Here is a 26,006-nt window from a genome sequence, read left to right on the forward strand (position 1 = left end):
TCTCAGGTACAGTTTTTTCTCCAGGATTTAACTATATTTATCCTGGGGCAGGATGATTTTATAATTTTGTATCATGGGTAGCAGCACCTGAGATATTGTATAAATGTATTCAAAGGTTACTTTTTCTTCTCTGTAAGGCATATAGGCAAGGTTTCCTGTTGCAATTCTGAGGAAGGCGATCGCCCTTGAAAAAAATTTCAAAGTTCCCATGGTGATAAAATTTCATTATCAATTCATAAAAATATCCCTATTTATGACAATCAGTGAAATGATAGACATTTATTGCCTTGTCTTTTTTCGACATAGTTAAAAATATTTTTTACCTGTTCCCAAGGAATTTCTTCCTCTAGGCTAACTTGCTCAATTCCCAAACGTTGAACTTGCTGAAAAATTCTCTCTTCGTATCTTTTAGTATATCTGCGACGTAAATCCACAAAACCTAAGCGCTCAGTAGTATAACGCTGAGAGACGCGGCAGTAAAATTGTCTGCGCGGTAGCTGCAAGTAAACTTTTTTCCCCCAAGCAGATAAATCTCGAACAGTTATAAATCTCACTTGATGCAATTCCTCGGTATAAGTCAAACAGCAAGGACAATATATTCCTTTAGTGACAATGCTCAACCGAAAATATATGGAATCCTCCTTGTATTGATAGGATTCAACATTCACAGCAGGTAAATTAAGCAATTGTGTCAGATGTAAATCCATCGAAAAATGTAACCTCCGATACAGTTGTCACCAAGAACCATGAATAAATGCACTAATTTCTTTTTGACATTTTGTAATATTTAGAAACTAATTGCTTATATATCTCAAATAGTTTTGCTAATCTTTAAGCAACAATAAATCTCCACGCAGCTATAATCTGGTGTACAAAGCCATCACAAAAGACTGTAGGCAGTGTGAACTCCCATTTGAAATTACTATTCTCCAAGAAAATACTTTTTGCTCGGAAATGTATGGATATTTACCGTTGAGATTGCTTATTTAAGTGATAATTACTTGCAATTAACTCCAAGTAAACAGAATAGGACAAATAGAAAATTATGTCAATTGCTATGTAATTTATCCTGACTTGTACAGATTGGAAGATGAATGAAGAATTAAATCTTGAAATGACTTGAGATATCTGCAAGAAAATATAAATAACTTATTGTCATCAATTCTTTATAAAAAAGATAAGCATCCCCTGCTAGGGCATTGTGATGTCAAGGAATCTGTAGTTTTTTATTAATTACCAGCTTTTACAATCGGGGCTGAGAAATTTGGCAAAAAATAAATAAATCTATAGAGGAAAGTTATGCATATTCCTGATGGTTTTGTTTCTGTACCTGTTGCTGGTGCGACTGGAATTATCAGTGCGGTTATGATTGGCATTGCCCTAGGGCGATCGCGGGATGCTTTTGGTATTCGCCGTGCCCCAGTGTTAGGTTTAACTACAGCCTTTATTTTTGCTGCCCAGATGATTAATTTTCCTGTAGCAGGTGGCACTAGTGGTCACTTATTGGGGGGAACCTTGGCAGCAGTGATTCTCGGTAGTCCTTGGGCTGGAGGAATTTGTATTGCGACGGTGTTAATTATACAAGCTGTCCTGTTTGCTGATGGGGGAATTACTGCCCTAGGTGCGAATATTTTGAACATGGCAGTGGTGGGGGTATGGGTGGGTTGGATGTTAACCCAAACTTTGCAGCAATTATTAGGTAGTAGAAAGGGACGTTTACCTCTATCTGCGGGAATCGCTGGGGGTATGAGCGTGGTGGTAGCAGCGATCGCCTGTGCTATCGAGTTAGCCCTTTCTGGTACTGCCAAGCTGAATATAGTCTTACCAGCCATGACAGGAATACATATACTCATCGGTATTGGTGAAGGGATAATTACCGGGGGAGTTCTTACCTATCTTGCCAAAGTTAGACCGGATTTACTACCCACAGAGCAACGAAAATTACGTGGATTTTTGGTTCCAGTTGTGGCGACAATGTTAATTGCTGGAGTGCTATCTTTATTTGCTTCTGCTTATCCTGATGGCTTAGAAAAGGTTGCAGAGAATTTGGGATTTATTCAGTTAGGGGAAAATATTCGTTTCTCTTTACCTACACCCTTTGCTGATTACACCATTAATGGTGCTGAGGGTATTGGAACTAGTATTGCTGGATTAGTGGGAGCAACTGTTTGTTTTGCTGTTGCTTTTGCTGTTGCTCAAATGTTGAAGCCAAAAAATGCGTAGTGGGGAAATACTCTGTTACAGCATAAGTTTTGAGGGGTTTGTAGTGAGTAATCTATCCCTTAAATCAAGGTATCGGATAGTAGTTTCTAATACTTCCTTAACTTGCCCCTAATCACCAAAAACTTGAGAGTAAAGCGATCGCAAGATGACCTGTTCCTGTTCCAATATCTAAAATAGTCTGACCAGTACTAACGGACTGCGGCTCACCGGAGCCGATACACGTAGCATCATAAACAATTGAGTAACAACGTTCTGTGTGCAGTCGCTTGTTAGCTTTGTACTAACACAACCGGTCTCATGATTCGGTAACTATATATAATACAAGTGGCTTTAAATAATTTAAATTATATCTACCTGAACTGAATGATGCAACAATCTAATGCACTACGAAGATTGGAAGAAATTCTAACTGAGGCAATTGATAATGGAGACATACAACAAGCTTCTGGTCCTATTTTATTGAAAGCAATGAATCTTGGTGATCAACCTCATAAGATTTTAGACTTTTTCGAGCTTTTAAATAAAGCAGAAGAAGAAGCGAAGAGTATTAAAACTAAGCCAAAAATTGATAGATACCTCCAAACCATTGAGAAATTACATGAATACTTTATTATTCATCATGTATGGAGCGTACAATGGAATACTTTTGTCACTTATATCAAAGATAAAGGCATCCTTACTACACTGGATTCACTTGCAGAGTTTTTTTATTCAGAGAATCCTGAAATTTTCTTAGAGGATGATTTTCTAGGAAAACTCAAAAATGAATTCAATCTCATTTCGGAAAAAATTCTTCAATCAGATTTGTCTAAAGAATTAAAAAGATTTCTCATAGAACATATTGAGAACCTTCTAAATGCAATTCGCAGATATCAAGTAGATGGAACTGAAGGGCTGAAACAGGCTGCTCAGTCGCTTGTAAGTGATTTAGTAATGACTGAGCATAGTCTTAAGGATGTAGATAAGAAAAATCCTATATATACGTGTGTCAAAGCATGGGGGCTAAGTTTACTTCTATACATCGCTCCTAGTCCTTACGATATAGTTGGTGCTGTTCCTGATATATATGATTTTTGGGTTCCTAGGTTTGAAGAGCTATCTACAGGTCACACAAAAATTGAAAAGTTAATTTGTGAAACTCCCACTATTCAAGAAGTCTTTGAAAAAGCTTCGGATGCGTTTGATAGGAAACCACAGAAAAGCCTTACGGGTGTCAAGGAAGTAAAAGCACTCCCAGCTTCCAAAGAAGATTAAGAAGCCAGTTATAGATTGATAACGGTAGCCCCTCAAATCTAGTGCCAATGTTGACTTTGCCCAGAACCAAATTACCATATTTTCGTGAATTGGTATAAAGCCCTGACTAAAAACCACCAGAATTAACGCGATGGGCTGGAAACAGTTGCAGTTTCCAATTTATCCCCTGTCATAACTCTGGCATAGTGGGGACGGCAGGGAGTACCCCAGGATACTTGACTATCAGGAATATCACTGAAAACACTACTGCGAGCGCCAATTACTGCATTAGCTCCAATGGTGACTCCAGGGGCAACAAAACAGTCTGTCGCCACCCAGACACCATTTTGAATAGTTACCTGTGCTGTTTTTAGCTGAAAACTTGGGTCATAGATATCATGACTACCAGTACAGATATAGCTTTTTTGAGAAATAACGCAGTGTTCACCGATGGTGATTTGGTCAAGGCTGTATAAAACGACATCATCCCCAATCCAACTGTAGTCCCCAATGGTGATTTTCCAAGGATATGTAAAACGGGCTGTGGGGCGAATGATTACGTCTTTTCCGATGCGGGCACCAAAAAGGCGTAATAGGTTACAACGTATACCATTGAAGGAATGGAGAGTTAGGGGGAAGGCGATCGCCTGAACCAGCCACCATAGGAAAACATACCAACCGGGGCGACCGCGATCGTACCATGATTGGTCATACTTGCGTAAATCAACAAAAGCTGGTGAATTGGTTGTCATATCACGGGGGGAAGGTGAAAGGGTTTAAAAGGGGAGGGAAAAGGGAAAGGAAAAGATTAGTTTTTTATCACTATTCTCCATTACCCATTACCCATTACCTAATTCCTAACAACTCATCTCTTGTGGCAAGGATGGTTTAATCTTGATCTCATCTGTCTGGGGTTGGGATTTTTTGGTGTTGAGTTGACCACCACAATTACGTAATTCGTAAAGCTTCACACCAATTTGATACTCGTATTGACTCAGCAAGCGACCATAAATGTAACCTGCTTTGCCATCCAAAAAGCCCCGTTGAATGATGTAGAACAGGATAAAGCGCAGGAAGGGTTTAAATGGCAAACGCACCCAAATCTTTTTCAAGAAACGTTTACGTTGTACGGCATCACCAAATAAACTTGCGCCAATGGTACCGTTATCATCTTTACCAGTGAGCAGGTTGAGATAAACGCGCGCTTCCCAGTTAGAATAACGGTTGTGGCGTTCTAACCAGTGGAATAGATCGCGGAAGTCTTCATGGAGCATATCGTTGTTGAGATAGCCTACTTTGCCATCTAAAACAACGTGTTCATGAACTTCGTTATCACCGGTATTTGGGATATCTTCGGTGCTGAGATTTTCGTAGCGTCCTTTTTCATGTCTGAATAAGCGCAAGTTCCAATCTGGGTATTTACCACCGTGACGAATCCATTGTCCCAGGAAGAACACACGACGATTCAAGTAATAACCATTAAATTCCGGATTGGCGATCGCCTGGTCAATTTCCTCCCATAATTCTGGTGTGATCCGTTCATCACAATCCACAATTAATACCCACTCATTGCGGAAAGGCAGATTTTCTAAAGACCAATTTTTCTTTTTGGGCCAGCGTCCATTAAAGTTAAATTGAACTACCTTTGCACCATAGCTTTGAGCGATTTCTTCGCTTCTATCACTACTTTGGGAATCGACAACAAAAATTTCATCTGCACGTTCTACACTTGCCAGACAAGCAGGAAGATTTGCTTGCTCATTTTTGGCAGGAATTAGTACAGAAACTGGTACTTTAGAAGACATATTTTGATTATTTTTGATATGTTTATTTTTTATGAGATGTAGATATAATTCCCTGAATAGCAGCGTTGAGATAACCAATCTGACCGTAGGCGTAAACGAGTTTATCAAAGCGCTCCGCAGGGTCAGAAATATATTGCAATGTCTTGTATAAGCCACGCAAAAATCTTTCACTACCACGTTGCAACTGACCGAAACCTGCTTTCCCTGCAAGCTGTTCACGATAGCATTCGCTAATACCTTGCCACCAACCCCGGTTGAAGTACCAGGAACGTTGCAGACGTTCTAGGGGTACATTGTGAGCAGCGATCGCCTCTGGAATATAAGCAACTTGCCAACCTCGCTGTAGTGCGAGTTCAGTCATTTGCAATTCTTCGTTAGAAAGTAAGTTTTTCCCCACACGACCGAGATTTGGGTCAAATCCACCAATATCTGCTAAAAAGCAGCGACGGATAGAATAATTTAAACCTCTAGGGGTTAAGCCCGGATTCTCGATATAAACTTGGGTTGCTCCCAGATCATAAGCTCCTAAGTTTGCAGCTAATCCCTGAGATAACCACCGAGGAGGGGAAACACCTTCCGGAAATATCAGGGTAACTTTGCCTCCAGCGATCGCCAGTTGGGCATTTTGCTCGTAGGCATTGTATAATACTCGCAGCCACTGGGGACTAGCAACGGCATCATCATCTAGGTAGGCAAGAATATCGCCTTGGGCAGCTTGTGCGCCTGCATTTCGGGCTACTGATAATCCTAAAACTGGCTCGTAAATGTACTTAAGTTTAGGATTTGAAAGCCGAGATTCAACTACCTGACGAGTGCGATCGCTAGAGCCATTATCGACTACAATCACTTCAAAGCCAGCAGCAAAGTCCTGCGCTAATAGGCTATCTATAGCAGCGCCTAAATAAGTATCTCGATTGTGAGTACAGATAATGGCAGAAATTTGCTTGTCTGGCATATACTCAGTTGGGGATTTTAGATTTGCTTTTTGGGTGATAAGTCAAACTAACCACAGGAAATCATACGGATTCCTGCTTGCTAATCTATACTAAAAATTTGCAATCCACCAACCGAGTTTTTTCGGAACTTATTTATTTATTGACACTCCATAACTGTTGGGAATGATATGAGGCTGATTGTAGAAACAGGGAAAGGATAAGGAGATGTTTGAATCTTCACATTTAAACCTTGATGATTCCCAAATAATTAGTCTAAATCTCTTGTGGTAAGCAGTGTACTTCTAGCTAAGAACCCCAACTTTGGTCAAAAGTCAGGGTTCAATATAGTTTTAAATGCGGAAATTTCGTACTTGCTAATTTAAGATTGAATATGACTATGTAGCACCACTAGGGTTTCGGCAAGTTGGGAGAGACGAGTTTCTAAGTATTGCTTACGTCCGAGAAGTTGGCGTAATTTTTGATAACGGGCGATCGCCATACTCACACTCGCAACTTGATCGGGTGGACAGGGACGTGACCACACTGTACCAGAAGCATCTAAACCACACAACTTGTACCCACTATGCTTAGAATCGGAATTTTTCTCCTTGGGAGTACAAATTTCTTCCACATAATTCATTAAGTCGTCAACTTCAGCATGACGTAATGTGGCTTTGCCGTCAGTTTCCTCTGGTTTTGTCAAATGGTAGGATTCTAACCAGCCATTCACAATTGGTCCTTCCAAATAAACATCTTGAACTTGTCGGACTATTTTCTGTAGCTCAGTTTGCCAACCAGCGACTACTTCCTGAATTTCTTGTAGAAGATTCATCGCTAAAGCTGGATTAGCTCCATTGCGGTGACTACTGAGACTGGGAGTCTTAAATTTAGGCAAACTCGGAATTTTACCCTCAGTATCTTCTACCTGAAAGGTTTGTACAGAAGGATGATGGGAAAGGATTGTCTCTTCTGTGGAGATTTCTACTTCCGAAGGGACTGTTTGTTTCGTCTCCTCTGTCTGTTCTGTTTTGCCGACACTAATCCGAAATGATACAGGTGATTTGGAATTTTCCGTTACTTCTGAAGTCTGCGGGCGATTTCCTAAATCGTGTAGAGTTGCTTCTATACGTTTTATGCTAGCTTTCATAAAAATATCTAGATTTTACGCGAAGATATTTGGTGGTAATTTTATCTATTAAAAGTTATTTGGGGACAAAAAACTCATCTTCCCAGGTAAAAAATATATAGGATTATTTTCTTAGCACTGCTGAGTACGGAGTTCTCTGTTTACTCTTGATTTCGGTATGAGTGGGGAAACAAAATATACCAAGATGATTCTTAGAATCATGTTTTTAGCAAATAAAATTGCCACCTCAATTAATTAAAGATACTAACTTCATGAACCAAAGTAAAGTAATTTTAGTCACTGGTTCTACTCGCTCTGGTAAAAGTGAATGGGCTGAGACTTTAGCGCTGGAGTCGCAAAAGCAAGTTGTCTATATTGCCACAGCAACCAGGAATCCCAATGATGGTGAGTGGGAAAAACGTATTCAACAGCATCAACAGCGTCGTCCCGAAAACTGGATAATTGAGGAAGTACCCATACATTTGTCCGCAACCTTAAACAATGCTCAGGCAAATAACTGTCTTCTGGTGGATTCTTTGGGCACTTGGGTTGCTAATCTCTTAGAAGAGGATGAGGAAAGTTGGCAAGGAATTGTCTCGGAACTATTTGAAACTATTAATTCAGTATCAGCAGAAATAATTTTTGTAGCAGAAGAGACTGGTTGGGGTGTGGTTCCTGCCTATGAAATGGGGAGAAAGTTCCGCGATCGCCTCGGTAGTTTAATTCGTTACCTGGGTGAAATGTGTGACTCAGTATATTTAGTAACTGGTGGTCATGTTTTGAATTTAAGTTTACTGGGTTCACCTTTGACAGCCAAAAAATAATCTCCTGATACATTGTTATAAAATTAAATAAGTAGGAAATTCATGACAAATTTCTCTCCTAGGGGATGGGGTGAAAAATCTGTGATTGAGTAATATTTATATATTCTTAAGGCTTTATTCCGATTTGCGCATCTATATTTTCCAAAGCAGAAATTAAAATACAGTTATGGCAAATAAAAATGATGTGAAAAAATACCTAGCTTATTGGTTTCAAATAGGCAAAGGGGTTGTAGTCAGTCACGGAAAAGCAACCTTAAAACCACTAAAAATTATTGATGGCGATCGCTATAGTGATGAATTTGAAGCTTGTTGGCAGAAAATCATCTTTGACTATAAGGGTAATTGCTACCTAGAGGGAACACACCAAACTGTTGCCGAACTTTTATCCCCCCAGTGGGAGATTTTTGCCTGTGCCCGTTGTACAATGCCTGTACCCTTACCAACTTTGGGAATATCCGGTGCGCCATGTCCTTGTAATGATTTGCCAGATTGGCCCAATACTGAGTTACCATTGCCCCATTGTCCTGTAGACTCTCAAGATTGTTTGCAGAAAATCCGCGATCGCTTACTGCAAAATACAGAACTGACAAGTATTTAGAAGTATCAAGAAAAAGTTAGTTAGATAACTTATATAGAATCAATCTCTAGAGGAAAATTGAGAAATAGGGAAAACACAAATCATCCCTAAAGATTTAGATGATTAGAGTTAATTTTTTAGATTCTCCACTTGGCATAGTTGCAGACATTGACAATTTCCACTATCAAAGAATTTTGCCATAATAAGAGAAATAACCTCTCAACTGCCATGGGCGTATGACACAAGAGGAGATAGAAGCAGCTTTATTGTCGGCATTTTCTGCTTGTCAAGTTGCCAGCTGCCCTCTCACTGAAACGCAAAAAAATATTATATTGCAAGCAATGAGACAGAATCAAACGCAACACAATTCTGTCTTAGAGGAAGTTGTGAATCCTTTAGACAAACTCAATGCCGAAGAATTAAGAAAGTTTCTCAATTTTGTGCAATATCAACAACAGGAAAATAGCTCTTGGAAAGCTCAATTATTGAATGATTGGCTACATGAAAATGATTCCGGTGCGGTGCAATTTCTGCGCGATCGCTATGGGGTATCGTGGCTAGACCAAATTGAACAATACCATATTGATAAGTATTTACGACTAGAACAGGATACAATTCATCTAGGCGATCGCATTGAAGTGTGTAATGCCCTGTGGGAATGGGTACAAGAACAAGGTCCCTGTAGTCGAGAATGGTTTTCCTGTATAGTCATTCAAGTCGATGAGATTCCTGGTAATAGTGAAATTGAATCCTCGACTAATTGTATTGTTCGCTTCGATAACGGTTCAGAATATGAAATTTCCGGTATCTACGAGTGGAATCGCCACAATTGGCGCAAGGGGTAATTGAGAAGGGGGAAAGTCAGAATTTTTTGAATATAGAGCTTTTGACATCAATGAGGTACACCATAAGTAATAGGTAAATTTCTCACTGATTACTCATTATTCATTACTTTTCTCAATTAGTTGCTGTAACTCATAAACCTCGAATCTACTGTATTTCCATGATTTCCCATCACCTACCTAAATATTGCAGTAAGGATTGACGCATCACATCTACGGGTACATCTGCTCTATCAAGCCACATTTTCAAAGCCACAGCACCTTGTTGTACCAGCATTTCTAACCCATCAATTGCCACTGCTCCCACTGTTTGTGCTTGTTGTAAAAACTGTGTGGGATTGGGAGTGTAAATCAAATCATAGGCGATCGCCCCCGATGGTAATTCTGCCATTTCTTCCTGACTCAATGGAGATTCGTTCACCTTCGGATACATCCCAATAGGTGTGCTATTGACTAGTAAATCTGCATAGGGTATTAACTCTCTTAACGCTTCCCATTTATGCACTTGTAAGTTAACTGCTAGGGGAGAATTTTCCCAACTTTGGTGGAATTCCTTGAGACGTTGTAAATTGCGTCCCACAACGTGAATTTTCTGGCAACCCAACTCGGTACAACCTGCGACAACTGCCCTTGCGGCTCCACCATTCCCTAAAATTACTACTTGCTTTTGCTGCCAATCTATTTGAAGATTTTGCAGAGGCGATACAAACCCAGGAACATCAGTATTTGTCCCTAGCCATTGACCATCTTTTCTAACAACTGTATTTACCGCACCGACAGCTTCAGCGATGGGTTGCACTGTTCCCAAAAAAGGAATAATTGCCTGTTTGTGGGGAATCGTCACACTGAAACCGACAACACCAATCGCGGCAAAACCATCCATTGCTGCTCGCAAATCCTGGGGTTTGATGGGGAAAGGCAGGTAAATATAGTCTAAACCGAGGTTGGCGATCGCGGCGTTATGCATCAATGGTGACAAAGAATGCTCCACTGGATGACCAATAACTCCAAGTAGCTTAGTTTTGCCTGTGATCATGTTGTGCAATTGTCAAGATTCCCAATAGATAGCCAGCTTATCACCTCGGATAACTGCTACATTAAGATTATTAAAACTACTTAACATTTCCTCACAATGCAAGTAACGACTACACCCTCCACAAGTCCCATCCCTGGAAAATACTGGCAATGGCGAGGGCATAATATTTACTATGTATGTGCAGGAGAACCCCAGGGAAAACGTCCTCCCCTGCTTTTAATCCATGGATTTGGTGCATCTACAGACCACTGGCGGAAAAACATCTCTGAACTGTGCGATGATTTTCAAGTCTGGGCAATAGACTTGCTTGGTTTTGGACGTTCTGCCAAGCCGAAACTTCAGTATAGTGGTGATTTATGGCGTGACCAAATTCATGACTTTATCATGGAAGTGATTGGTCAGAAAACGATATTAGCAGGTAACTCCCTCGGTGGTTATGCTTGCTTGTGTGTTGCTTCCCAGTGTCCAGAAGCCGCCGCAGGTGTGGTATTACTCAATAGTGCAGGACCTTTTAGCGACAATCAATCTCAGTTAAAATCAGCACCACAACCGACACCAGTACAAAAACTTGTAGGCAAATTCGCCAAGTCAATTTTTCAGCAGTCTTGGACAAGGTTTCTATTATTTCAATACATTAGGCAACCTTGGGTAATTCGCCGAACTTTAGAGAAAGTATACCTTGACAAAAGTGCGATTACTGACCAATTAGTTGCAGAAATTCAACGTCCCTCTGGCGATCGCGGTGCATTTGACGTATTTTCCTCAGTATTTAGTACTCCCCAGGGGGAAAAGGTTGATATTTTACTGCAACAATTAACCACTCCCCTATTGTTACTGTGGGGAGAAGGGGATCCTTGGATGAATGCAAGGGAACGTTCCCAAAAATTCCGCCAATATTATCCCCAATTAACTGAACATTTTCTCACTGCTGGTCATTGTCCCCACGATGAGGTACCAAATCAGGTTAATTCCCTGTTAAAAGATTGGGTTCTGTCTTTGAATAAAGCATAAAAATTAAGGGGAAAAGGCTATTTTTTTACCATTAACTTTTCCCATTCCCTACTTCTGATTATCCGATTTAAAGCGACCTGAGATAAAATCACGTTTATATAAATGTTTGGTTTTGCGATTTGTCACCCGTTCTCGCCACATTTTAAAACTCGATGCTTTCATTTCCCGTCGCATCAGAGCAATTACTTCCTTTTCAAATAATCCATATTGAATTTCAATGGCTTCAAATGGGGTTCTATCTTCCCAAGCCATTTCAACTATTCGGTCGATAATTTCTTGACTTAAGTCAGGCAATTTCATGGAACCGGAAAATTAGAAATTTTGTGTACTACATTCTTTATATAGTAAATTATCATCTCCAAAAATGCAGATAATATCACTTCAGTAATTACGGATTTACTGACTTCATTAACCATCCGAGGGCATGATCATACTCATATAAATAACGATTTTGTGGCTCTCCCCGTAATTCTAAATGGTCTACCTTGATGGGGTCGAGGAGCAATAGGCAAAAATTACTTAGGGTTTGGGTGGGGTTAGGAAGGGGAGGATTGAAGGCATCCGGATTAGTGTCTCTAATTTTACCAGGGTGTGACCAGGCAAACTGCGATCGCGCAGCGTCACTTAAACTCTGCCATGTAGAATGGCGGGATTGCTGGAATAATGTGTCTGTAGTCTCTTCAGTGACTAAAATTAATTGTCCACTTAGGCGAAATTGCTCCCGACTATTGGGGAAGTACCAGCAAATTTCAGCCCAGGGTTGCTGTATAATTTGCTCAATTTTCTGACTACGAATATCCGTAATAAATTTCAGATGATTACTATTTTCCAGGAAACCGCGAAAAACAACGGTACGATTTGCGGGACGATTTTCTGAGGTGACAGTGGCTAGTTGTACGTAACGTGAGTATACCAAACTGCGGTTACGATGGAGAGCGCGAGCTAGGGGCGATCGCCAGTTGGAATTAATGCAGGACATAAAATTAATTTTTTAGTTACGATGGAGAGCGCGAACTAGGGGCGATCGCCAGTAATCGATCCACATACTCTTTAATTTACCTCACATCATTAAGACTGCATAAGTGAAAAGGATATTTTTAGCCGTAAAGTATTACGAACATGATATTACCTATCTGGAATAAATCAGTCCAATGATAGATTCAAATAAATGATTATTGTGAATTGCTTTAAAATTGAAATATTTTATTAAAAATCTCTACTTTCTGTGAGTCTTGCCAATAGGTTTCTGATAATATCTAACAGACTAAATTCAATAATAAATAAAGCTAAATTACAAATTTAAATATGCAATTAACCAGAGTGCATTTTCCTTTATTTACTACTCTGTTGGTTTTCGCGTGCTTAAATTCCTTAGCAGCAACAGCACAAGTAACCCCTGATAGCAGTTTATCCACAAAAGTTGATAGCATCGACAAGAAAAACTTTACTATTCTTAACGGTACTCAGGCAGGGAAAAACCTATTTCATAGTTTTAAGGACTTCTCTATTCCCTTCAATGGTTCCGCAGTTTTTCAAAATAATTTAGATATTAAAAATATATTTAGTCGCGTCACTGGCGGTAATTTATCTAATATTGACGGTTTACTCAAAGTCAGTGGTAACGCCAATTTATATTTAATTAATCCCGCAGGTATTACCTTTGGAAAGAACGCAACTTTAAATGTTGGTGGTTCCTTTTTTGCTACCACCGCCAAAAGTTTATTATTTAGTGATGGTATGGAATTTAGTGCCCTGAAAGCAGAAACTCCACCTTTACTCAGTGTGAATATTCCCATTGGTTTGAAATTTCGAGATAACCCCAAGGGAATCACCAACCTAGCAACTAATTTTTTCGAGTTAGCAACAGGTAAAAACTTTACCCTTGTCGGTGGTGAGGTTAAATTTGATGGTGGGAAAGTCTATGCACCAGGTGGTAGAGTTACCCTAGGTGGATTATCTCAAGCTGGTACAGTAAAAATCAATAATGATGGAAGCTTACAGTTTCCCCAGAGTATCGTTAGAGCAGATGTATTTTTAAATAACGGTTCCTGGGTAGATGTTACTAATATTGGTGGTGGCAATATTGATGTCTATGCTCAGAATCTAAGGATTAGCAATGGTAGTTACTTACTTGCAGGAATTAATGGAAAAGGAACTGCAAATACGAAAGCTGGAGATATTAAAATCAATGCTACAGGTAGAGTAACTCTTGACAAAGAAAATAATAATTCAGTATCGACTGCTATTGCAAATACGGTTTTTTCCTCATCTATTGGAAATGCAGGAAATATATTTATTATAGCAAACTCCTTACTTGTGAAAGATCGGTCATTAATTGCTTCTTACACCTTAGGCAAGGGGAACGCAGGAAATATATTTATTACAGCAGAATCATTGCTTGTAAGTGGTGGCGCACAAATTAATTCTAGTACTCTTGGTATTGGAAATGCAGGCAATATCAATTTAAAAATTATAAATAATGCCACATTTAGTGAAACATATTTATTTCAATCTAGCGGCTTATTTAGTGCAGTCGGTTCTAATGCTAAGGGTAATGGTGGAGCTATTAATGTTCAAGCTGGTTCTTTGAATCTTCTCAAGGGTGCCCAATTCAGAACTAGTACCCTTGGTGATGGTAACGCAGGAAATATCAATTTAAAAATTACTAATAATGCTACTTTTGATGGTGCATATCTCTATATACCTAGTGGTTTACAGTCTGCCGTAGACTTTAGTGGTAATGGGAATGGTGGAGATATAAATATTACCTCTGACTCTTTGAATATTCTAAATGGTGCTCAGTTCATATCAACTTTTAGATCTACAGGACTAAGCTCACCTATTGCTAGAGGTAGAAAAAGTGGGAATATCAATATTAAAATTTTTAATACTTTCAAAATAGATGGCTTTACTACTTATACTATTCCGAATAGTAAAAAGCAAACTGCCCCTAGTGGTATTTTTAGTGGGTTGAAAACCAATCAAGGAAGAGGAGGTGATATTGTAATTACAGCAAAAAACTTTTTTATCACTAATGGCGGGATAATTTCTTCTAATACTTCTAATTTTAGTAAAGGAGATGCTGGAAATATTGACATTCGTGTGACGGATACAATTAATATATCTGGTCAAATATTAGGGTTTGATACTAATGGAAAATCCAAAGTATTTCTTAGCTCTATTTTGAGTGAAGTTGAAGAGGGTGCAAATGGAAAGGGAGGTAATATTTTTATTGACCCAAAACGCATAATTATCAGTGAGGGCGGGGTTATTTCTGTTAATAGTCTTGGGAATGGTAGTGCAGGAAATATTGAACTGATTGCTGGTGGATTGATTCTAAATAATGGTTTTATTACTGCTAATGCGGGGAAAAGTCGTGGTGGTAATATCAAATTACAGTTGAGTGATTTTTTATTACTACGTAACAACAGTAAAATTTCTACCAATGCTAGTGGAGATGGGGGAAATATCACCATTAATAGTCCATTTATTGTTGCCTTTCCCAAGGATAATAGCGATATTACTGCCAATTCTATTGACAAACAAGGTGGAAATATCAAAATTAATGCATCGAGTATCTATGGTATCCAAGCTCGTATTCAGGGAAATCCCCTAACTAATGATATTACTGCTAGTTCGGAAAATGGTATTTCTGGAAATATAGATGTCAATAATCTACAAATTGATGCCAGTCAGGGTTTAATAGAGTTACCAGAGGGTACACTTGACAAATACCAAGTTATTAGAAATGAAATTTGCAGGAAATTTTCTAAGGGTAGTCAATTTATCATTGTGGGGCGAGGTGGCATTGCTGAAAATCCCACAGAAATGATTAATAATAATAATACCCGAATTGATTTAGCTGAACCTATAACTAATAATCTTTCTACAACAAATCAAACTCACGCAAAACCCCACTTAAGCCCAAATAAAACGATTTCTAGCGATAATATAGTACCTGCAAGGGGTTGGGTAATGAATGAGAAAGGAGAGGTGATTTTAACTGCCTATGATCCCACTGAGAGTGGTGTTGCGCGTCCATTGACAGTAGCAAAATATTGTTCAGGAATGTAACACTACTGATTTAATTCCTTTAATTCCTAACTATGAATTATGGTAATAAATTTACCTTAGCTATTAGTTTCGACTTCGCTTAATTGTACTTTTATCAAGTTGTGTTCTGTCGTAGTAGTTTCATGATGATGAGATTGTTTACCTCCGATCGCAATGACGGATACTAGCATCGAATGCCAGCAACTTAGTATAAGTAGCCGAGATACGAACGAAGGCGAAACTCATCAAGATACGAATGTATTGCACATTGATAAAATGCTGATTTCTCACTCACCTACTTTTTCTTATTCCATGGTAAGGCATAAGTCCAAGGTAATTTCTTAATAGTAAAAGGGCAATTGACAATACACATTGGAGGTACATTCACCCCAGGAGCTAAACCTAATCGCACTTCCGACAGACGTAATACTAACTGAAGTGAAAATTCAAAAGTTCTCCTTTCCTCCATGAAATCATTGTACATTTTTTTCTGAGGCTTTTGACCAGATTTCAACTTGGAGATATTTACTAAAGGGCTATTAACTTTATATGTTCCAGATTCCTTATCTCTTTGAAAAACATCTTCTGCTGTCACCACTTGAGATAAGGTTTTACCAGGAGCAACTAAACTTGGACTTTGTAAAACGGCTAAATCTCTGGTAATATCCGGTGATTTCCGAATTACTCGACGGGATTGTTTATCATGCTCAACAACTAAAGAACTATTATCCCAGTCTACATAAATAGCGATATTTTGTGATTTATTTTCGACACTCAACGATAGCTCTTTCAATTCATCAATATCATAGAAGGTGTTAAATCTAAATCCAATACCCACATCATTTTGCAACTCTTGCTCTTGTAATTGCTTATCTACAGATGCTTTATCAAAAGAAAATTGAATCTTCTCATCAATGGACTCAATCATCCGATTGAATGTATACAAAACACCAATAATATATAGGGTTAAATATACAAGATTCCCATCACCTGCTGTGGTTGTCATTAATCAAGTCTCCTAGGAATTACAGTTGTCTATTGGCTAATTACGATCAATACGAGAGGAATTTTGTAGCCATCCCCAACGCCAGAATAAGAATAACAGAATAGTGGCAATGAGAATCATGATTCCCCAGCAAAATGCATAACCCCAATACCAGTCAAGCTCTGGCATATTATAGGGAGATTTATCTGTATTGAAATTCATCCCGTAAATACCAACAATAAAAGTCAAAGGAATGAAAATTGTTGATACTACCGTTAAAACTTTCATGATTTCATTCATCTTATTTCCTACGGCAGAAAGATATACATCCATTAATCCGGAAGCAATTTCTCGATAGTTTTCTACCATATCAATAATTTGAATAGTATGGTCATAACAGTCTTTCAGATATATTCTTACTTCCTCATTAATTAAATCATGACCGTCTCGAATCAGAGAGTTGATAGCATCACGTTGGGGCCAAATTGCTCGACGGACTTGTAATAATTCCCGACGGATTTTATAAATTTTATTTAAAGTGTTCTTGCTGGGATTTGTAATAGCTTCCTCTTCCAGTTCTTCAATGCGATCGCCATACATTTCTAAAACAGGAAAAAAACCATCAATAATAGCATCTAGTAAAGCATAAGCTAAATAATCAGCCCCTTGTTTACGAATAATTCCTTTATCTCGAAGTAATCGAGAACGTACTGGTTCAAAACTATCCCGCTCTGGCTCTTCCTGTACCGTCAATAAATATGATTTTCCTAGAACAAAACTAACTTGCTCACTATAAAAACCTCCTTTTTTTCTCGGCATTACCATCCGGGAAATAATCACTATTTGGTCTTCGTAATCTTCTACCTTTGGTCGTTCTGGCACATTCACAATATCCTCTAGAATGAGGGGATGTAAATCAAATACCTTGCCCAATCTTTGGAGAATTGCCGCTGAACCCAAACCTTGAACATCAACCCAAGAAACAGACTCACTATCTAAATAAGGAACACATTCTTCTGGGTTATTTATCTCTTGACGAATGACTGTTTCTGCACAGTAATCAATTAAAACGATGACAGGTAAAGAAGCATCTTCATCAATCACTATTTCTCCAGGGATTAAACCCGGATGATGATAATAATCATCTATCTCGTTATCATCTTCTTCAATATCCAGTTTTTCTTGTGTCATAAATCTTAGCTCATGCTGATTCATTTCTCTGTTGTCGGTACAAAACACACAATTGTTGACTCTTTTCTGCCATAGAGACTATTTATCAAGTGAATATCAAGTCTACTAATCAGGATAAATCGAGTGTGTTGTCAAACAAGAAGTATTTATTATACTCAGTAATCTAGTCTATGGAACTGGGTTTCTTTGCTCATAAGAAAAAACCCATGTTAGAAAAACATGGGATTTAAGGGTGATGATAAATACATTGGTTAAAATCTTAAACCAACTCCCCCTTGTACGGAAAGAGCTGTGCCACCACCATCACGAAAAGCGTCAAAAGCAATAATTGCATTACCAAAAATAGCCAGATTACTATTAGGAACCATATAATCAACACCTGGTTGCAAGGCAAAACTAACTTTGTTCCCCACTGGAGAAGGGGAATCTCCACCTGCAAGAACTAATCCTGCTCCTAAATAGGCATCAGTTTGCCAATTTAAGGGGATGTCATAGGAAACAGTTGGCACGATCGCGATGTTATTTGCAACTAATGCTTGCGCCCGAAAAGAAATAGGCGTTTCTAATAATTTATACCTTGCTGATACTACTGCTCCTAATTGCATCCCGTCGGAAAAACCAACTGTGGGACCAACTCCCACATAACTACCATAGGCAGCTTGGGCATTTACTGGTTGACTCAGGGCTGTCAGACTTAGTAGAGAACCGACAAGGGCGGCTGGAATTAGATAGGAAATATGTCTCATTTTTTATACCTCACACCGTGAGTTTACTCAGTGGTCAGTTTTTCCAGAATGAATGACTGATTGTTACTTGTTGTACCATCAAATCCTCTCGACTAACCACATTCTCCCCTTATCCCATACTTATTAGGGATTCCCTGGGTTTGAGAACCCCGATTTTTCACAAGTATCGCCAAGACAACTAGGGACAACGAGGGTGAATTCCCCCCTGGGTACAAATATAAGCTAGTTGCTTGGTATCCAAATTTTTGACTTGACTAAAATCAACTCCTTTGATGATGGCTGACTGACTTCCTGTAGTCGGTGTTTGCACAAACTGATCTGTAGGATCTGCCTTGCCAGAAAAGAGCGTTGCTCCTTGAAAGTCTGCTCCTGCGAGGTTTGCTCCCTGCAAATCAGCATGACTCAAGTCAGCATTGCGAAAGTTGGCATTTTGTAAATTAGCATTTTGCAAATTAGCGTTGCTTAAACGAGCCGCACTCAGATTGGCATTACGGAGGTCAGTTCTGTCTAAATACGCACCAGATAAATCCGACCCTTGCCAGTCCGTATGGCTAAGGTTGGCAAAGGAAAGCCGGGTGCTACTGGCAATCACACGTCCTAAACGAGCAGCATACAAATCAGCATCTTGAAGTTTGGCTTCACTTAAGTCTGCTCCGGTGAGGCTGGCATTTTCTAAAATTGCATTGCGTAAATCAGCACGTATGAGTTGGGCACTACTGAGATTAACTCCTGTAAGTCGTGCGCTAGAGAGATTAGCTTTATTGAGAATGGCACGACTAAAATTAGCCCGACTCATCAATACACGACTGAGATTTGCTTCAGTCAGATTGCTTTCTTGAAATTGGGCATTAGATAAATCACTAATCCAATCATCATAGGTATCCCAACGTCCATCTTCACCAATTCCTCGAAAACTAGCGCCTTTCAAGCTACCTTGGCTGAGATTTGCTCCCCTAAATTTGACTCCCCAAAGGTCGATTTTGTCAAGTATTAACCCACTTTGGGCAAGGTTTATACGACTTAAGTCTATCCCTAGGGTTTGCCCACTGTAGACGGTAAGAATTTTGCTAATTGCTCGTTGATTGGCAGATAGGCGACTTTGCCGTAATTCCCGACCTGGTGATGTGGAGTTGGTATTATCTAGATCCCCCACTAATGAATGATTAGTCCGTTTGAGTTCGGGGATAGCACTCGTACCTATATTTGCCAGGGCTTGTTGAATAGCATCAATTAGTATGGGGTTTGTTTCCCTGGTCAGTAAATTAACTAAGTATTTTGTTCCTTGGGGATATTTGAGAGTTCCCAGGGCTAAGATAGCGGTACGACGCTCCTCTATACTGGCTTTGGAATTGGGGCTGAGGCGTTGAGCAAAGGTGAGAAATTGTTGACTATATTTTTGTTCTTCTGCCAGACGGCTTTGTTGAGTTTGAATGTATATTTGCGTACCAATCAGGGCAGTTAAGACCCCTGCCATACTGAAAAGGGCGACTCCTAGAAGGGTGGTGCTAGGGTTTTGGCGCAATTTATCCCGCAAACTGACTTTGGGAGCGGGTTCTGGAGTCATGACAACGGAGGCGATCGCCGCTTCTTCGTCTGTGTTTTCCGTCCAGGGAATAGTTTCTTCTATTAATTCGCTTGGGTTAAAGGGTTGATTTGCATCTATGGTATAGGTGGCAGCCAATTGATCGTGGAGCGCACGACGTTTTTTTTGCCAGGGAAAACCCATGCTTTCACTCAACATAATTAACCCTGCGAGTCCAGTCAGGATGAGAATATTGGGAAAAACCGGACTATAACGCCAGAGATAATAAGCTACTGCCACTGGTACTGTCCAGCGTCCAACACCTTCACGTACTGCGATCGCCCCAAAACCTGGTGCATTTCCTTGGGAATTGACAACCTTAACCCCAAACCACCTTTTGGGCAAACTACTACCCCTAGTTGCTAACAAATACAACTGGCAAAAAGAGACAGTTATGGGTGCAAGGATAGCAACTGTCCACAGAAAATTGGTGGGAAAAGCCACATTCCGCGTACCATAACTCACGGGTAAAGCCAAAGGACGAGCAACTTCTCTTTCTGTTGCAACTAATAAGGGGTTGAGGGGTACACGATTGAGATCCCGAAATGAGTTGGCATAAGCACCCATACTAAAAGGTATTAAACCACTGGCAACCACCAATGTCATTTCTGTTGTCCAAGCGGCAAAACGCCTCATATTTAATGACAGAGAGGGAGACTTCCCTGATTGGGGAAACTCATTGGAACTTTGCTGTTTACTTCTCCTCACGGTTGGGGTTGCCATTACTTAAATTCCCTATAATTCTAATGTTTTTGCCGTTCTCTACTTGATGGGAGTCTATTAAACCTTGCCATTCCAGCTGTTAGAGATGAAGAATTTGTACCCAAAGTACACTAGTCCTGCCAGGATTGCCAAACTAATCGCTGATGCGACTAATTTCAGTACCGCTTGGAGTATAGCAAGGGTAATCAGGATGGCGATCGCCCCCGATACTAACTTTCCTATGGTTGATAATTGGTTAAATTTGCTCAAAATCCCTGAGAATAAACTATTTCTCTGGACAGCATCAGGAAATTTAAATTTTTCCGTTTGTTTTTGAACTACCTCAAAGGAGTTATTAATTTTTGTTTCTAGCTCTTGCAAACGACGCTGTAAATCTTCTTCTGATTGCGGGTTCATAACTTTTTACCTCGTATCCAATAATTTTTCTGTAATTTAACAAAGAAACTTGCTGTTACACAAAATCACTACACAGAATTTGAATTTTCTCTGATATTCCCAGGCAAACCTATAATTTAAAGAATAGGGACGAAACTCTCAACTGGTGAAATTTACCATCAATCACTAATACTGAATTGCTAATGGTAATAAAATAAAGAAAAGCCATAGATAACAAGAAAAACCTTTTTCATTTATCCTGCTGTGGGCAGTTCATCACAGTTATTAATTGTTTCACCCTGATTGTCCGTTTTTTCTTGTTCCTCAATCTCAGTTGAGTGCAGAAATTCAATAGTTGTATATTTAAGTATTCTCACCAACTATTGCATAACAGTCATTTGCAACTAAGTCTTTTTATCTTGTCCAGTCGTTGAAACATTCTGCCATTTTCTGTCAATCGCTCATTAAACAACCACTATAGGCAACCGCAGCCCAAAAATTCTCCTCTCTACCTCTTTATTGTTAATCACAAATTCTTCATATTAATGCGGAAATTTTTATTGAATATTTTATACCGATATTCTGGCACCGAAAGGAACAATCATTTGCTAGAAGCGTCTATAAAATTAAAATATGTGTATCAATATAACTCTTGAAAGGCTCAGGAGTATTAATAATATGATGAAGATACAAAGTTTATGGAAAATTCTCCCCACTACCCTAATTATTAGTCTTGGCTTTTCCTCCACCCAAGCTGTAAATGCACAAATGGTAGAGATTAGCGCTAATTTTCAGCCAGATCCTATGGTGATGAGTGGTAGGTCTGGAGGTAATCAAACTAGTAACTGTGGTAACATTTCTTCCCAACCTAGCCAGATAATTGAGGTCAAAGAGTCTTTACCTTACCTGCGTGTTACTCTTCAAGGTTCACAGCAATCAACCCTACTGATTGACGGTCCGGGAGGTCGTTTCTGCGTCATGCCTGACAACTATTCAGGGAAAAAACCAGAAATCTCTGGGTTCTGGCAAGCAGGACGTTACAGATTTTATATTGGAGAACTTTCCTCTGGACAGTCTGACTACACATTATTTATTTCCCAGCAGAAATCACCAGTCAAGTGACCAGAGAGAATAATTTTTTCATAATTTCTCAGAACTCAGCTAGGAAGTAGAGAGTATGTACTTTCTAGCTGTACTTTATAGTTTGTTAAATTTCTGCTACTTCATCGAAACAGCATCCACATCCACGGTTTCCTCGCTAGCAGACACAGTTTCCTTCGGTTCATTTTCGTCAACCGAACCCTTGCGAGCTTTAAAACCTGCAATCACCACCTGGGATACTTCCGTGACAAGTAATGTTAAAAGAAATACATCATCTAGTTGACCAACGATGGGCAAAAAGTCAGGAGAAATGTCAATTGGGCTGACTAAATATAATAAAGTGCCGATGATTACCCACCAGCGATACTTCGGGTTGCGTAGTAAATCACGATACCAAGTGTATACAGATTGAATAGAAAATTTCATGACCTTATCCTCAAATTACCTTCAATTTTGGCAAATAATGTCCTAAACTTCCTGTGGGAATAACCGTCCCCATGGAGGCTAAATTCCTAAAGATAACTGTTTGTCAATAGCTGGTGATACTTAACACGAGTATCCTATTTGTGCATTAATCTTTAGAATAAAAAAGCCTGGGGATATTTGGTTGAGGAATGAACGGAGGAATCACATAGTGGATATTTTAGATTTAATTCAAAAGGGTGGACCGGCAATGTATCCATTGCTTGCCCTTTCTGTGTTGTCTCTCAGTGTAATTTTTGAACGTCTTTGGTTTTGGTTACGTTTTTTAAACCAAGAGCGGGAAATTGTCGATCGCGTCTTAGATGCAGCGCGGGAAGATTGGACAATAGCTAGAGATATTGCCCAGAGAGCAACAGATTTACCGATTGGTAGGTTTCTTTATGCTCCTTTAAAATTACCCAGAAGTGATGCAGAGACTTTTCGTCTTGCCCTCGAAGCATCAGCAGAAGACGAAATTGCTGGGATGCGTAGGGGTGAGAAGCTATTAGAAGCAGTGATTGCCATGGCTCCACTGTTAGGATTATTGGGTACGGTGTTGGGTTTGATTACTTCCCTACGCTCCATTAAGCTCGGAGATTTGGGAACGGAAGCAGCAGCAGGGGTGACAACGGGGATTGGGGAGTCTCTAATTACCACAGCGACAGGGTTAATTGTGGCATTGGTTAGTTTAGCCTTTTATCGTCTGTTTCAGGGTTTTGTGGTGAACCAAGTTAAAATATTTCGCCAAGCAGGTAACAATATGGAGTTACTCTACCGTCAATCACCACCTAATCTCAGCAGCAATGTCGTGGGAGAAATTCAACCTCAGGTGATTTTGCAGGATAGGTACGAAGATTTTAGTTCTACACGTAAACGAGAACGCAATCAATCTCCAGACACCTCGGAACCACCGACTGAACCACCGACTGCACCCAAGAATAGTTAAAAGTTCAGAATCATTGCTGAAAACAATTGGTGAAGTGAAAGATGAAAATTAATCTCCATACTCCTGTGGAAGAAGCACAGGTGCAAATTATTCCTTTAATAGACGTTATTTTCTGTATTTTGACCTTCTTTCTGTTAGCTGCTTTGCAATTTACTCGACAACAAGCAATCAATATCGATTTACCGAAAGCTACTTCTGGAACTGCGACTGTCACGAGTAATCAAGGGAATCGGCAGATTTTACCTGTAACTATTGATGCTGTGGGACAAACTTACGTTGAGAAACAACCTGTTCAAAAGGAACAACTCACAGAGATTTTAAAGAAATATTTGCAAGAGAATCCCCAGGGAGTTCTAGTACTGAATGCTTCCCGTTCTGCTACCTATAATGATGTGGTGGAATTGTTAGATATACTGCGACAAGTGGGTGGCGATCGCGTCTCTTTAGGGATTATTCCTGGTTCGAGTCAATCGACAAATTCCAGTTTTCCCACAACAGTACCTGCTATTCCTAGTGGTACGACATTACCAAATGTTCCGAATAATATTAATCCCAATTTACAGTCAGTACCGGGGCAAGGTGTAAACTCAACTAACCCTGTCACTGCACCAGTAGTGCCTAGTAACAATAATTCTACCCCTCAAAGGTAATAGGTCATTGGGCGATGGGTAATGTTCTGATTACCCATCATTGGCTTTCAAAGCAAGACTAAAACCATTGATTTATTCCTGGGATGCAGGTGGGTTAGCTGTGGCATTTGCTTGTTGTTGACGTTGCTCACGTTTTTTGCGATCTGCTGCCAACATATCCGCCATTACTACCATTGCTTGGCTCATTTTATCTAAATTGGAACGATATAATTCTAAGTCCTTGTTTAATTTATCGTCAGATATATTTAAACCTGTAGCAATAGTTTTGAGTGCTTCATTGAGTTTCTTTTCATCCTTGACTAGTTCCCCATCTGCGAATTCTAGTAAGGTGAATAAACCGATAGCAAATAGCCGACTATATTTAAACTTAGGATTACCGGCGATCGCCTGCAATTGTGCCTGAAAATCGGCATCTCTATCTAAAGAATTTTTTTGGCTTAACCAGGCAATCAAATCATTCCCAGATAAGCTTTGGGCTATTTCTTGCAGCTTGTGAGCATCCTGCTGGAATCTTTGGGGATCGTCCTCCGTTGCCCGTAGTAAAGCATTAAAGATTGACTCTTTATCGGTTTCTGGCTCATACCCTTGCATGAAACGGTTAAATGCTGTGTAAACGCCCAAACCATAAATGGGATTGTAGCTAAAATCAACATTCACCGATAGTAGGTGCATTTCCACCATCAACTCTTCCACTACCCGACGGTAAATAGTGTTGATGGGACGGGTGTGTAGGGTATAGAAAGTTCGTTTTGTATCAGAGACTGTACGGACGTTATTCACAAAAATTATCAGATTTTAGGGCGACGTATGTTTATTTTCGCGCTTACAGGGACGTTTGCCAAGTTGGGCTAACCGTCTCTAGAAACACAAGCATGAATACAATCACTATAGAGAAAATATTTCCAGGATTTACACCCTGAGAATATTCCTAAAATTTCCCAAATGTTCTCTAACTCTTGTAATTACTAATGATCATATCCCCAGAATTACTCTCTCTAGGAAGCTATCTCGCTGGTGAGTTTGATAACCGTGAGCAGGCGATCGCCGAACCTGCATGGTATGTACATTTACGTTTATGGCAAAGACCAATAAATTTATTTCCAGAAGATAGTCTTACCCTCTTTGCAGAACAAGCCAGCGTTGTGCAAATTAATCAGCCCTATCGTCAACGGATTATGCGTTTAAGAGATTATCAAGACGGCTCTTTACAAGTACAGTATTATATGCTAAAAAACCCTGATGACTGGCGTGGTGCAGGGCAAAACCCTGGAATATTAAACTATTTAACAGCAGAAGCAATAGAGTTATTACCGGGTTGTGTACTGCAAGTCAGTTCTCACACCCTTGACCATGGGTATAAGTTTACTGCAACTCAACCGACTAACACCCAATGCTGTTTTCAATATGCGGGTCAGACAATCCAAGTGGCTTTAGGCTTCATTGTTACACCCCAGGAACTTTTCACTTACGATAAAGGCATAGACAGGGAGACAGGTAAAGCTACTTGGGGAGCAATACTCGGTCCCTATCGTTACAGTAAGCGAGAAAATTACTTCGCACGGGCTAATTAGTCACGGTTA

The 26,006-nt window shown here is 39.6% G+C and carries 27 protein-coding genes; 11 read left to right on the forward strand and 16 right to left on the reverse strand.

All coding sequences use genetic code 11. From position 1 onward, the window contains the following. Window positions 1-27 precede the first annotated feature (27 nt). A complete protein-coding gene (locus tag IJ00_RS15570; protein ID WP_168163393.1) occupies window positions 28-201 on the reverse strand; it encodes a hypothetical protein in 174 nt (57 codons plus the stop codon). A 59-nt stretch (window positions 202-260) separates the two neighbouring features. Beyond that, window positions 261-707: a transposase family protein gene (locus IJ00_RS15575; protein WP_035154423.1), complete on the reverse strand. Its 447-nt coding sequence runs from the start codon at window positions 705-707 to the stop codon at window positions 261-263. A gap of 592 nt (window positions 708-1,299) precedes the next feature. Between IJ00_RS15575 and IJ00_RS15580 the strand changes: the two genes are divergently transcribed. Then, window positions 1,300-2,223 carry an energy-coupling factor ABC transporter permease gene (locus IJ00_RS15580; RefSeq protein ID WP_035154425.1) on the forward strand — a complete coding sequence of 308 codons (924 nt, stop codon included), beginning with the start codon at window positions 1,300-1,302 and terminating at the stop codon, window positions 2,221-2,223. Between the two features lie 363 nt (window positions 2,224-2,586). Continuing rightward, a complete protein-coding gene (locus IJ00_RS15585) occupies window positions 2,587-3,477 on the forward strand; it encodes a hypothetical protein (RefSeq protein ID WP_035154427.1) in 891 nt (296 codons plus the stop codon). A 122-nt stretch (window positions 3,478-3,599) separates the two neighbouring features. Here IJ00_RS15585 and hpsU read toward each other — a convergent pair whose 3' ends face one another. The 4 genes from hpsU to IJ00_RS15605 form a co-directional block, all read right to left on the reverse strand. Beyond that, on the reverse strand, window positions 3,600-4,208 hold the full coding sequence (gene hpsU / locus IJ00_RS15590) for a hormogonium polysaccharide biosynthesis acetyltransferase HpsU (protein WP_035154428.1): 609 nt from the start codon (window positions 4,206-4,208) through the stop codon (window positions 3,600-3,602). Between the two features lie 105 nt (window positions 4,209-4,313). After that, entirely contained in the window at window positions 4,314-5,261 is a 948-nt protein-coding gene (locus IJ00_RS15595; RefSeq protein ID WP_035154430.1) for a glycosyltransferase family 2 protein, read from the reverse strand. 22 nt (window positions 5,262-5,283) lie between these two features. Further along, window positions 5,284-6,216, reverse strand: coding sequence for a glycosyltransferase family 2 protein (locus tag IJ00_RS15600; RefSeq protein WP_035154432.1), 933 nt, complete (start codon window positions 6,214-6,216; stop codon window positions 5,284-5,286). A gap of 359 nt (window positions 6,217-6,575) precedes the next feature. Then, entirely contained in the window at window positions 6,576-7,343 is a 768-nt protein-coding gene (locus IJ00_RS15605) for a hypothetical protein (protein ID WP_035154434.1), read from the reverse strand. A 251-nt stretch (window positions 7,344-7,594) separates the two neighbouring features. Here IJ00_RS15605 and cobU point away from each other — a divergent pair, with 251 nt between their 5' ends. The 3 genes from cobU to IJ00_RS15620 all read left to right on the forward strand — a co-directional run bounded on the left by cobU (window position 7,595) and on the right by IJ00_RS15620 (window position 9,568). Continuing rightward, window positions 7,595-8,146, forward strand: coding sequence for a bifunctional adenosylcobinamide kinase/adenosylcobinamide-phosphate guanylyltransferase (gene cobU / locus IJ00_RS15610; RefSeq protein ID WP_082127447.1), 552 nt, complete (start codon window positions 7,595-7,597; stop codon window positions 8,144-8,146). A 166-nt stretch (window positions 8,147-8,312) separates the two neighbouring features. Next, window positions 8,313-8,744 carry a hypothetical protein gene (locus tag IJ00_RS15615; RefSeq protein WP_035154437.1) on the forward strand — a complete coding sequence of 144 codons (432 nt, stop codon included), beginning with the start codon at window positions 8,313-8,315 and terminating at the stop codon, window positions 8,742-8,744. A gap of 215 nt (window positions 8,745-8,959) precedes the next feature. Further along, window positions 8,960-9,568, forward strand: coding sequence for a hypothetical protein (locus tag IJ00_RS15620; protein ID WP_035154439.1), 609 nt, complete (start codon window positions 8,960-8,962; stop codon window positions 9,566-9,568). Between the two features lie 169 nt (window positions 9,569-9,737). Here IJ00_RS15620 and IJ00_RS15625 read toward each other — a convergent pair whose 3' ends face one another. Continuing rightward, the gene (locus tag IJ00_RS15625; protein WP_035154441.1) at window positions 9,738-10,601 is read right to left on the reverse strand and encodes a shikimate dehydrogenase; all 864 of its coding nucleotides are present in this window, start codon (window positions 10,599-10,601) and stop codon (window positions 9,738-9,740) included. Between the two features lie 96 nt (window positions 10,602-10,697). Here IJ00_RS15625 and IJ00_RS15630 point away from each other — a divergent pair, with 96 nt between their 5' ends. Further along, entirely contained in the window at window positions 10,698-11,612 is a 915-nt protein-coding gene (locus tag IJ00_RS15630) for an alpha/beta fold hydrolase (RefSeq protein ID WP_035154443.1), read from the forward strand. Between the two features lie 48 nt (window positions 11,613-11,660). Here IJ00_RS15630 and IJ00_RS15635 read toward each other — a convergent pair whose 3' ends face one another. After that, on the reverse strand, window positions 11,661-11,912 hold the full coding sequence (locus tag IJ00_RS15635) for a TIGR03643 family protein (RefSeq protein WP_035154445.1): 252 nt from the start codon (window positions 11,910-11,912) through the stop codon (window positions 11,661-11,663). A gap of 88 nt (window positions 11,913-12,000) precedes the next feature. Then, window positions 12,001-12,591: an Npun_F5749 family FMN-dependent PPOX-type flavoprotein gene (locus IJ00_RS15640; protein ID WP_035154448.1), complete on the reverse strand. Its 591-nt coding sequence runs from the start codon at window positions 12,589-12,591 to the stop codon at window positions 12,001-12,003. A gap of 326 nt (window positions 12,592-12,917) precedes the next feature. On the opposite strand from IJ00_RS15640, the gene IJ00_RS15645 reads away from it, so the two are divergent. Then, entirely contained in the window at window positions 12,918-15,686 is a 2,769-nt protein-coding gene (locus tag IJ00_RS15645; RefSeq protein WP_035154450.1) for a filamentous hemagglutinin N-terminal domain-containing protein, read from the forward strand. Window positions 15,687-15,960: 274 nt separating this feature from the next. On the opposite strand, the gene IJ00_RS15650 is transcribed toward IJ00_RS15645, so the two are convergent. The 5 genes from IJ00_RS15650 to IJ00_RS15670 form a co-directional block, all read right to left on the reverse strand. Then, entirely contained in the window at window positions 15,961-16,671 is a 711-nt protein-coding gene (locus tag IJ00_RS15650; RefSeq protein WP_035154452.1) for a hypothetical protein, read from the reverse strand. A gap of 36 nt (window positions 16,672-16,707) precedes the next feature. Next, the gene (corA, locus tag IJ00_RS15655; RefSeq protein ID WP_201782632.1) at window positions 16,708-17,841 is read right to left on the reverse strand and encodes a magnesium/cobalt transporter CorA; all 1,134 of its coding nucleotides are present in this window, start codon (window positions 17,839-17,841) and stop codon (window positions 16,708-16,710) included. 251 nt (window positions 17,842-18,092) lie between these two features. Then, window positions 18,093-18,587, reverse strand: a complete 495-nt coding sequence (locus IJ00_RS15660; protein WP_035154456.1) for a hypothetical protein — start codon at window positions 18,585-18,587, stop codon at window positions 18,093-18,095. A 178-nt stretch (window positions 18,588-18,765) separates the two neighbouring features. After that, on the reverse strand, window positions 18,766-20,892 hold the full coding sequence (locus IJ00_RS15665) for a pentapeptide repeat-containing protein (RefSeq protein WP_035154458.1): 2,127 nt from the start codon (window positions 20,890-20,892) through the stop codon (window positions 18,766-18,768). Window positions 20,893-20,949: 57 nt separating this feature from the next. Beyond that, complete coding sequence (locus IJ00_RS15670) at window positions 20,950-21,288, reverse strand: hypothetical protein (RefSeq protein WP_035154460.1); 339 nt, start codon at window positions 21,286-21,288, stop codon at window positions 20,950-20,952. A gap of 657 nt (window positions 21,289-21,945) precedes the next feature. On the opposite strand from IJ00_RS15670, the gene IJ00_RS15675 reads away from it, so the two are divergent. After that, window positions 21,946-22,389 carry a hypothetical protein gene (locus tag IJ00_RS15675; RefSeq protein ID WP_371259598.1) on the forward strand — a complete coding sequence of 148 codons (444 nt, stop codon included), beginning with the start codon at window positions 21,946-21,948 and terminating at the stop codon, window positions 22,387-22,389. A 96-nt stretch (window positions 22,390-22,485) separates the two neighbouring features. Here IJ00_RS15675 and IJ00_RS15680 read toward each other — a convergent pair whose 3' ends face one another. Then, window positions 22,486-22,794 carry a YkvA family protein gene (locus tag IJ00_RS15680; protein ID WP_035154462.1) on the reverse strand — a complete coding sequence of 103 codons (309 nt, stop codon included), beginning with the start codon at window positions 22,792-22,794 and terminating at the stop codon, window positions 22,486-22,488. A 208-nt stretch (window positions 22,795-23,002) separates the two neighbouring features. Here IJ00_RS15680 and IJ00_RS15685 point away from each other — a divergent pair, with 208 nt between their 5' ends. Together IJ00_RS15685 and IJ00_RS15690 are read left to right on the forward strand one after the other, a co-directional pair. Beyond that, window positions 23,003-23,776 (forward strand): MotA/TolQ/ExbB proton channel family protein, encoded by a 774-nt coding sequence (locus IJ00_RS15685; RefSeq protein ID WP_035154463.1) that lies wholly within the window; start codon window positions 23,003-23,005, stop codon window positions 23,774-23,776. Window positions 23,777-23,817: 41 nt separating this feature from the next. Beyond that, window positions 23,818-24,426 (forward strand): biopolymer transporter ExbD, encoded by a 609-nt coding sequence (locus IJ00_RS15690; protein ID WP_035154465.1) that lies wholly within the window; start codon window positions 23,818-23,820, stop codon window positions 24,424-24,426. A 72-nt stretch (window positions 24,427-24,498) separates the two neighbouring features. On the opposite strand, the gene psb29 is transcribed toward IJ00_RS15690, so the two are convergent. Then, entirely contained in the window at window positions 24,499-25,206 is a 708-nt protein-coding gene (psb29, locus tag IJ00_RS15695) for a photosystem II biogenesis protein Psp29 (protein WP_082127339.1), read from the reverse strand. 188 nt (window positions 25,207-25,394) lie between these two features. Between psb29 and IJ00_RS15700 the strand changes: the two genes are divergently transcribed. Further along, complete coding sequence (locus IJ00_RS15700; RefSeq protein WP_035154469.1) at window positions 25,395-25,997, forward strand: chromophore lyase CpcT/CpeT; 603 nt, start codon at window positions 25,395-25,397, stop codon at window positions 25,995-25,997. Window positions 25,998-26,006 lie beyond the last annotated feature (9 nt).

Origin of the sequence: Calothrix sp. 336/3 (assembly GCF_000734895.2) — a bacterium.
Lineage (GTDB): Bacteria > Cyanobacteriota > Cyanobacteriia > Cyanobacteriales > Nostocaceae > 336-3.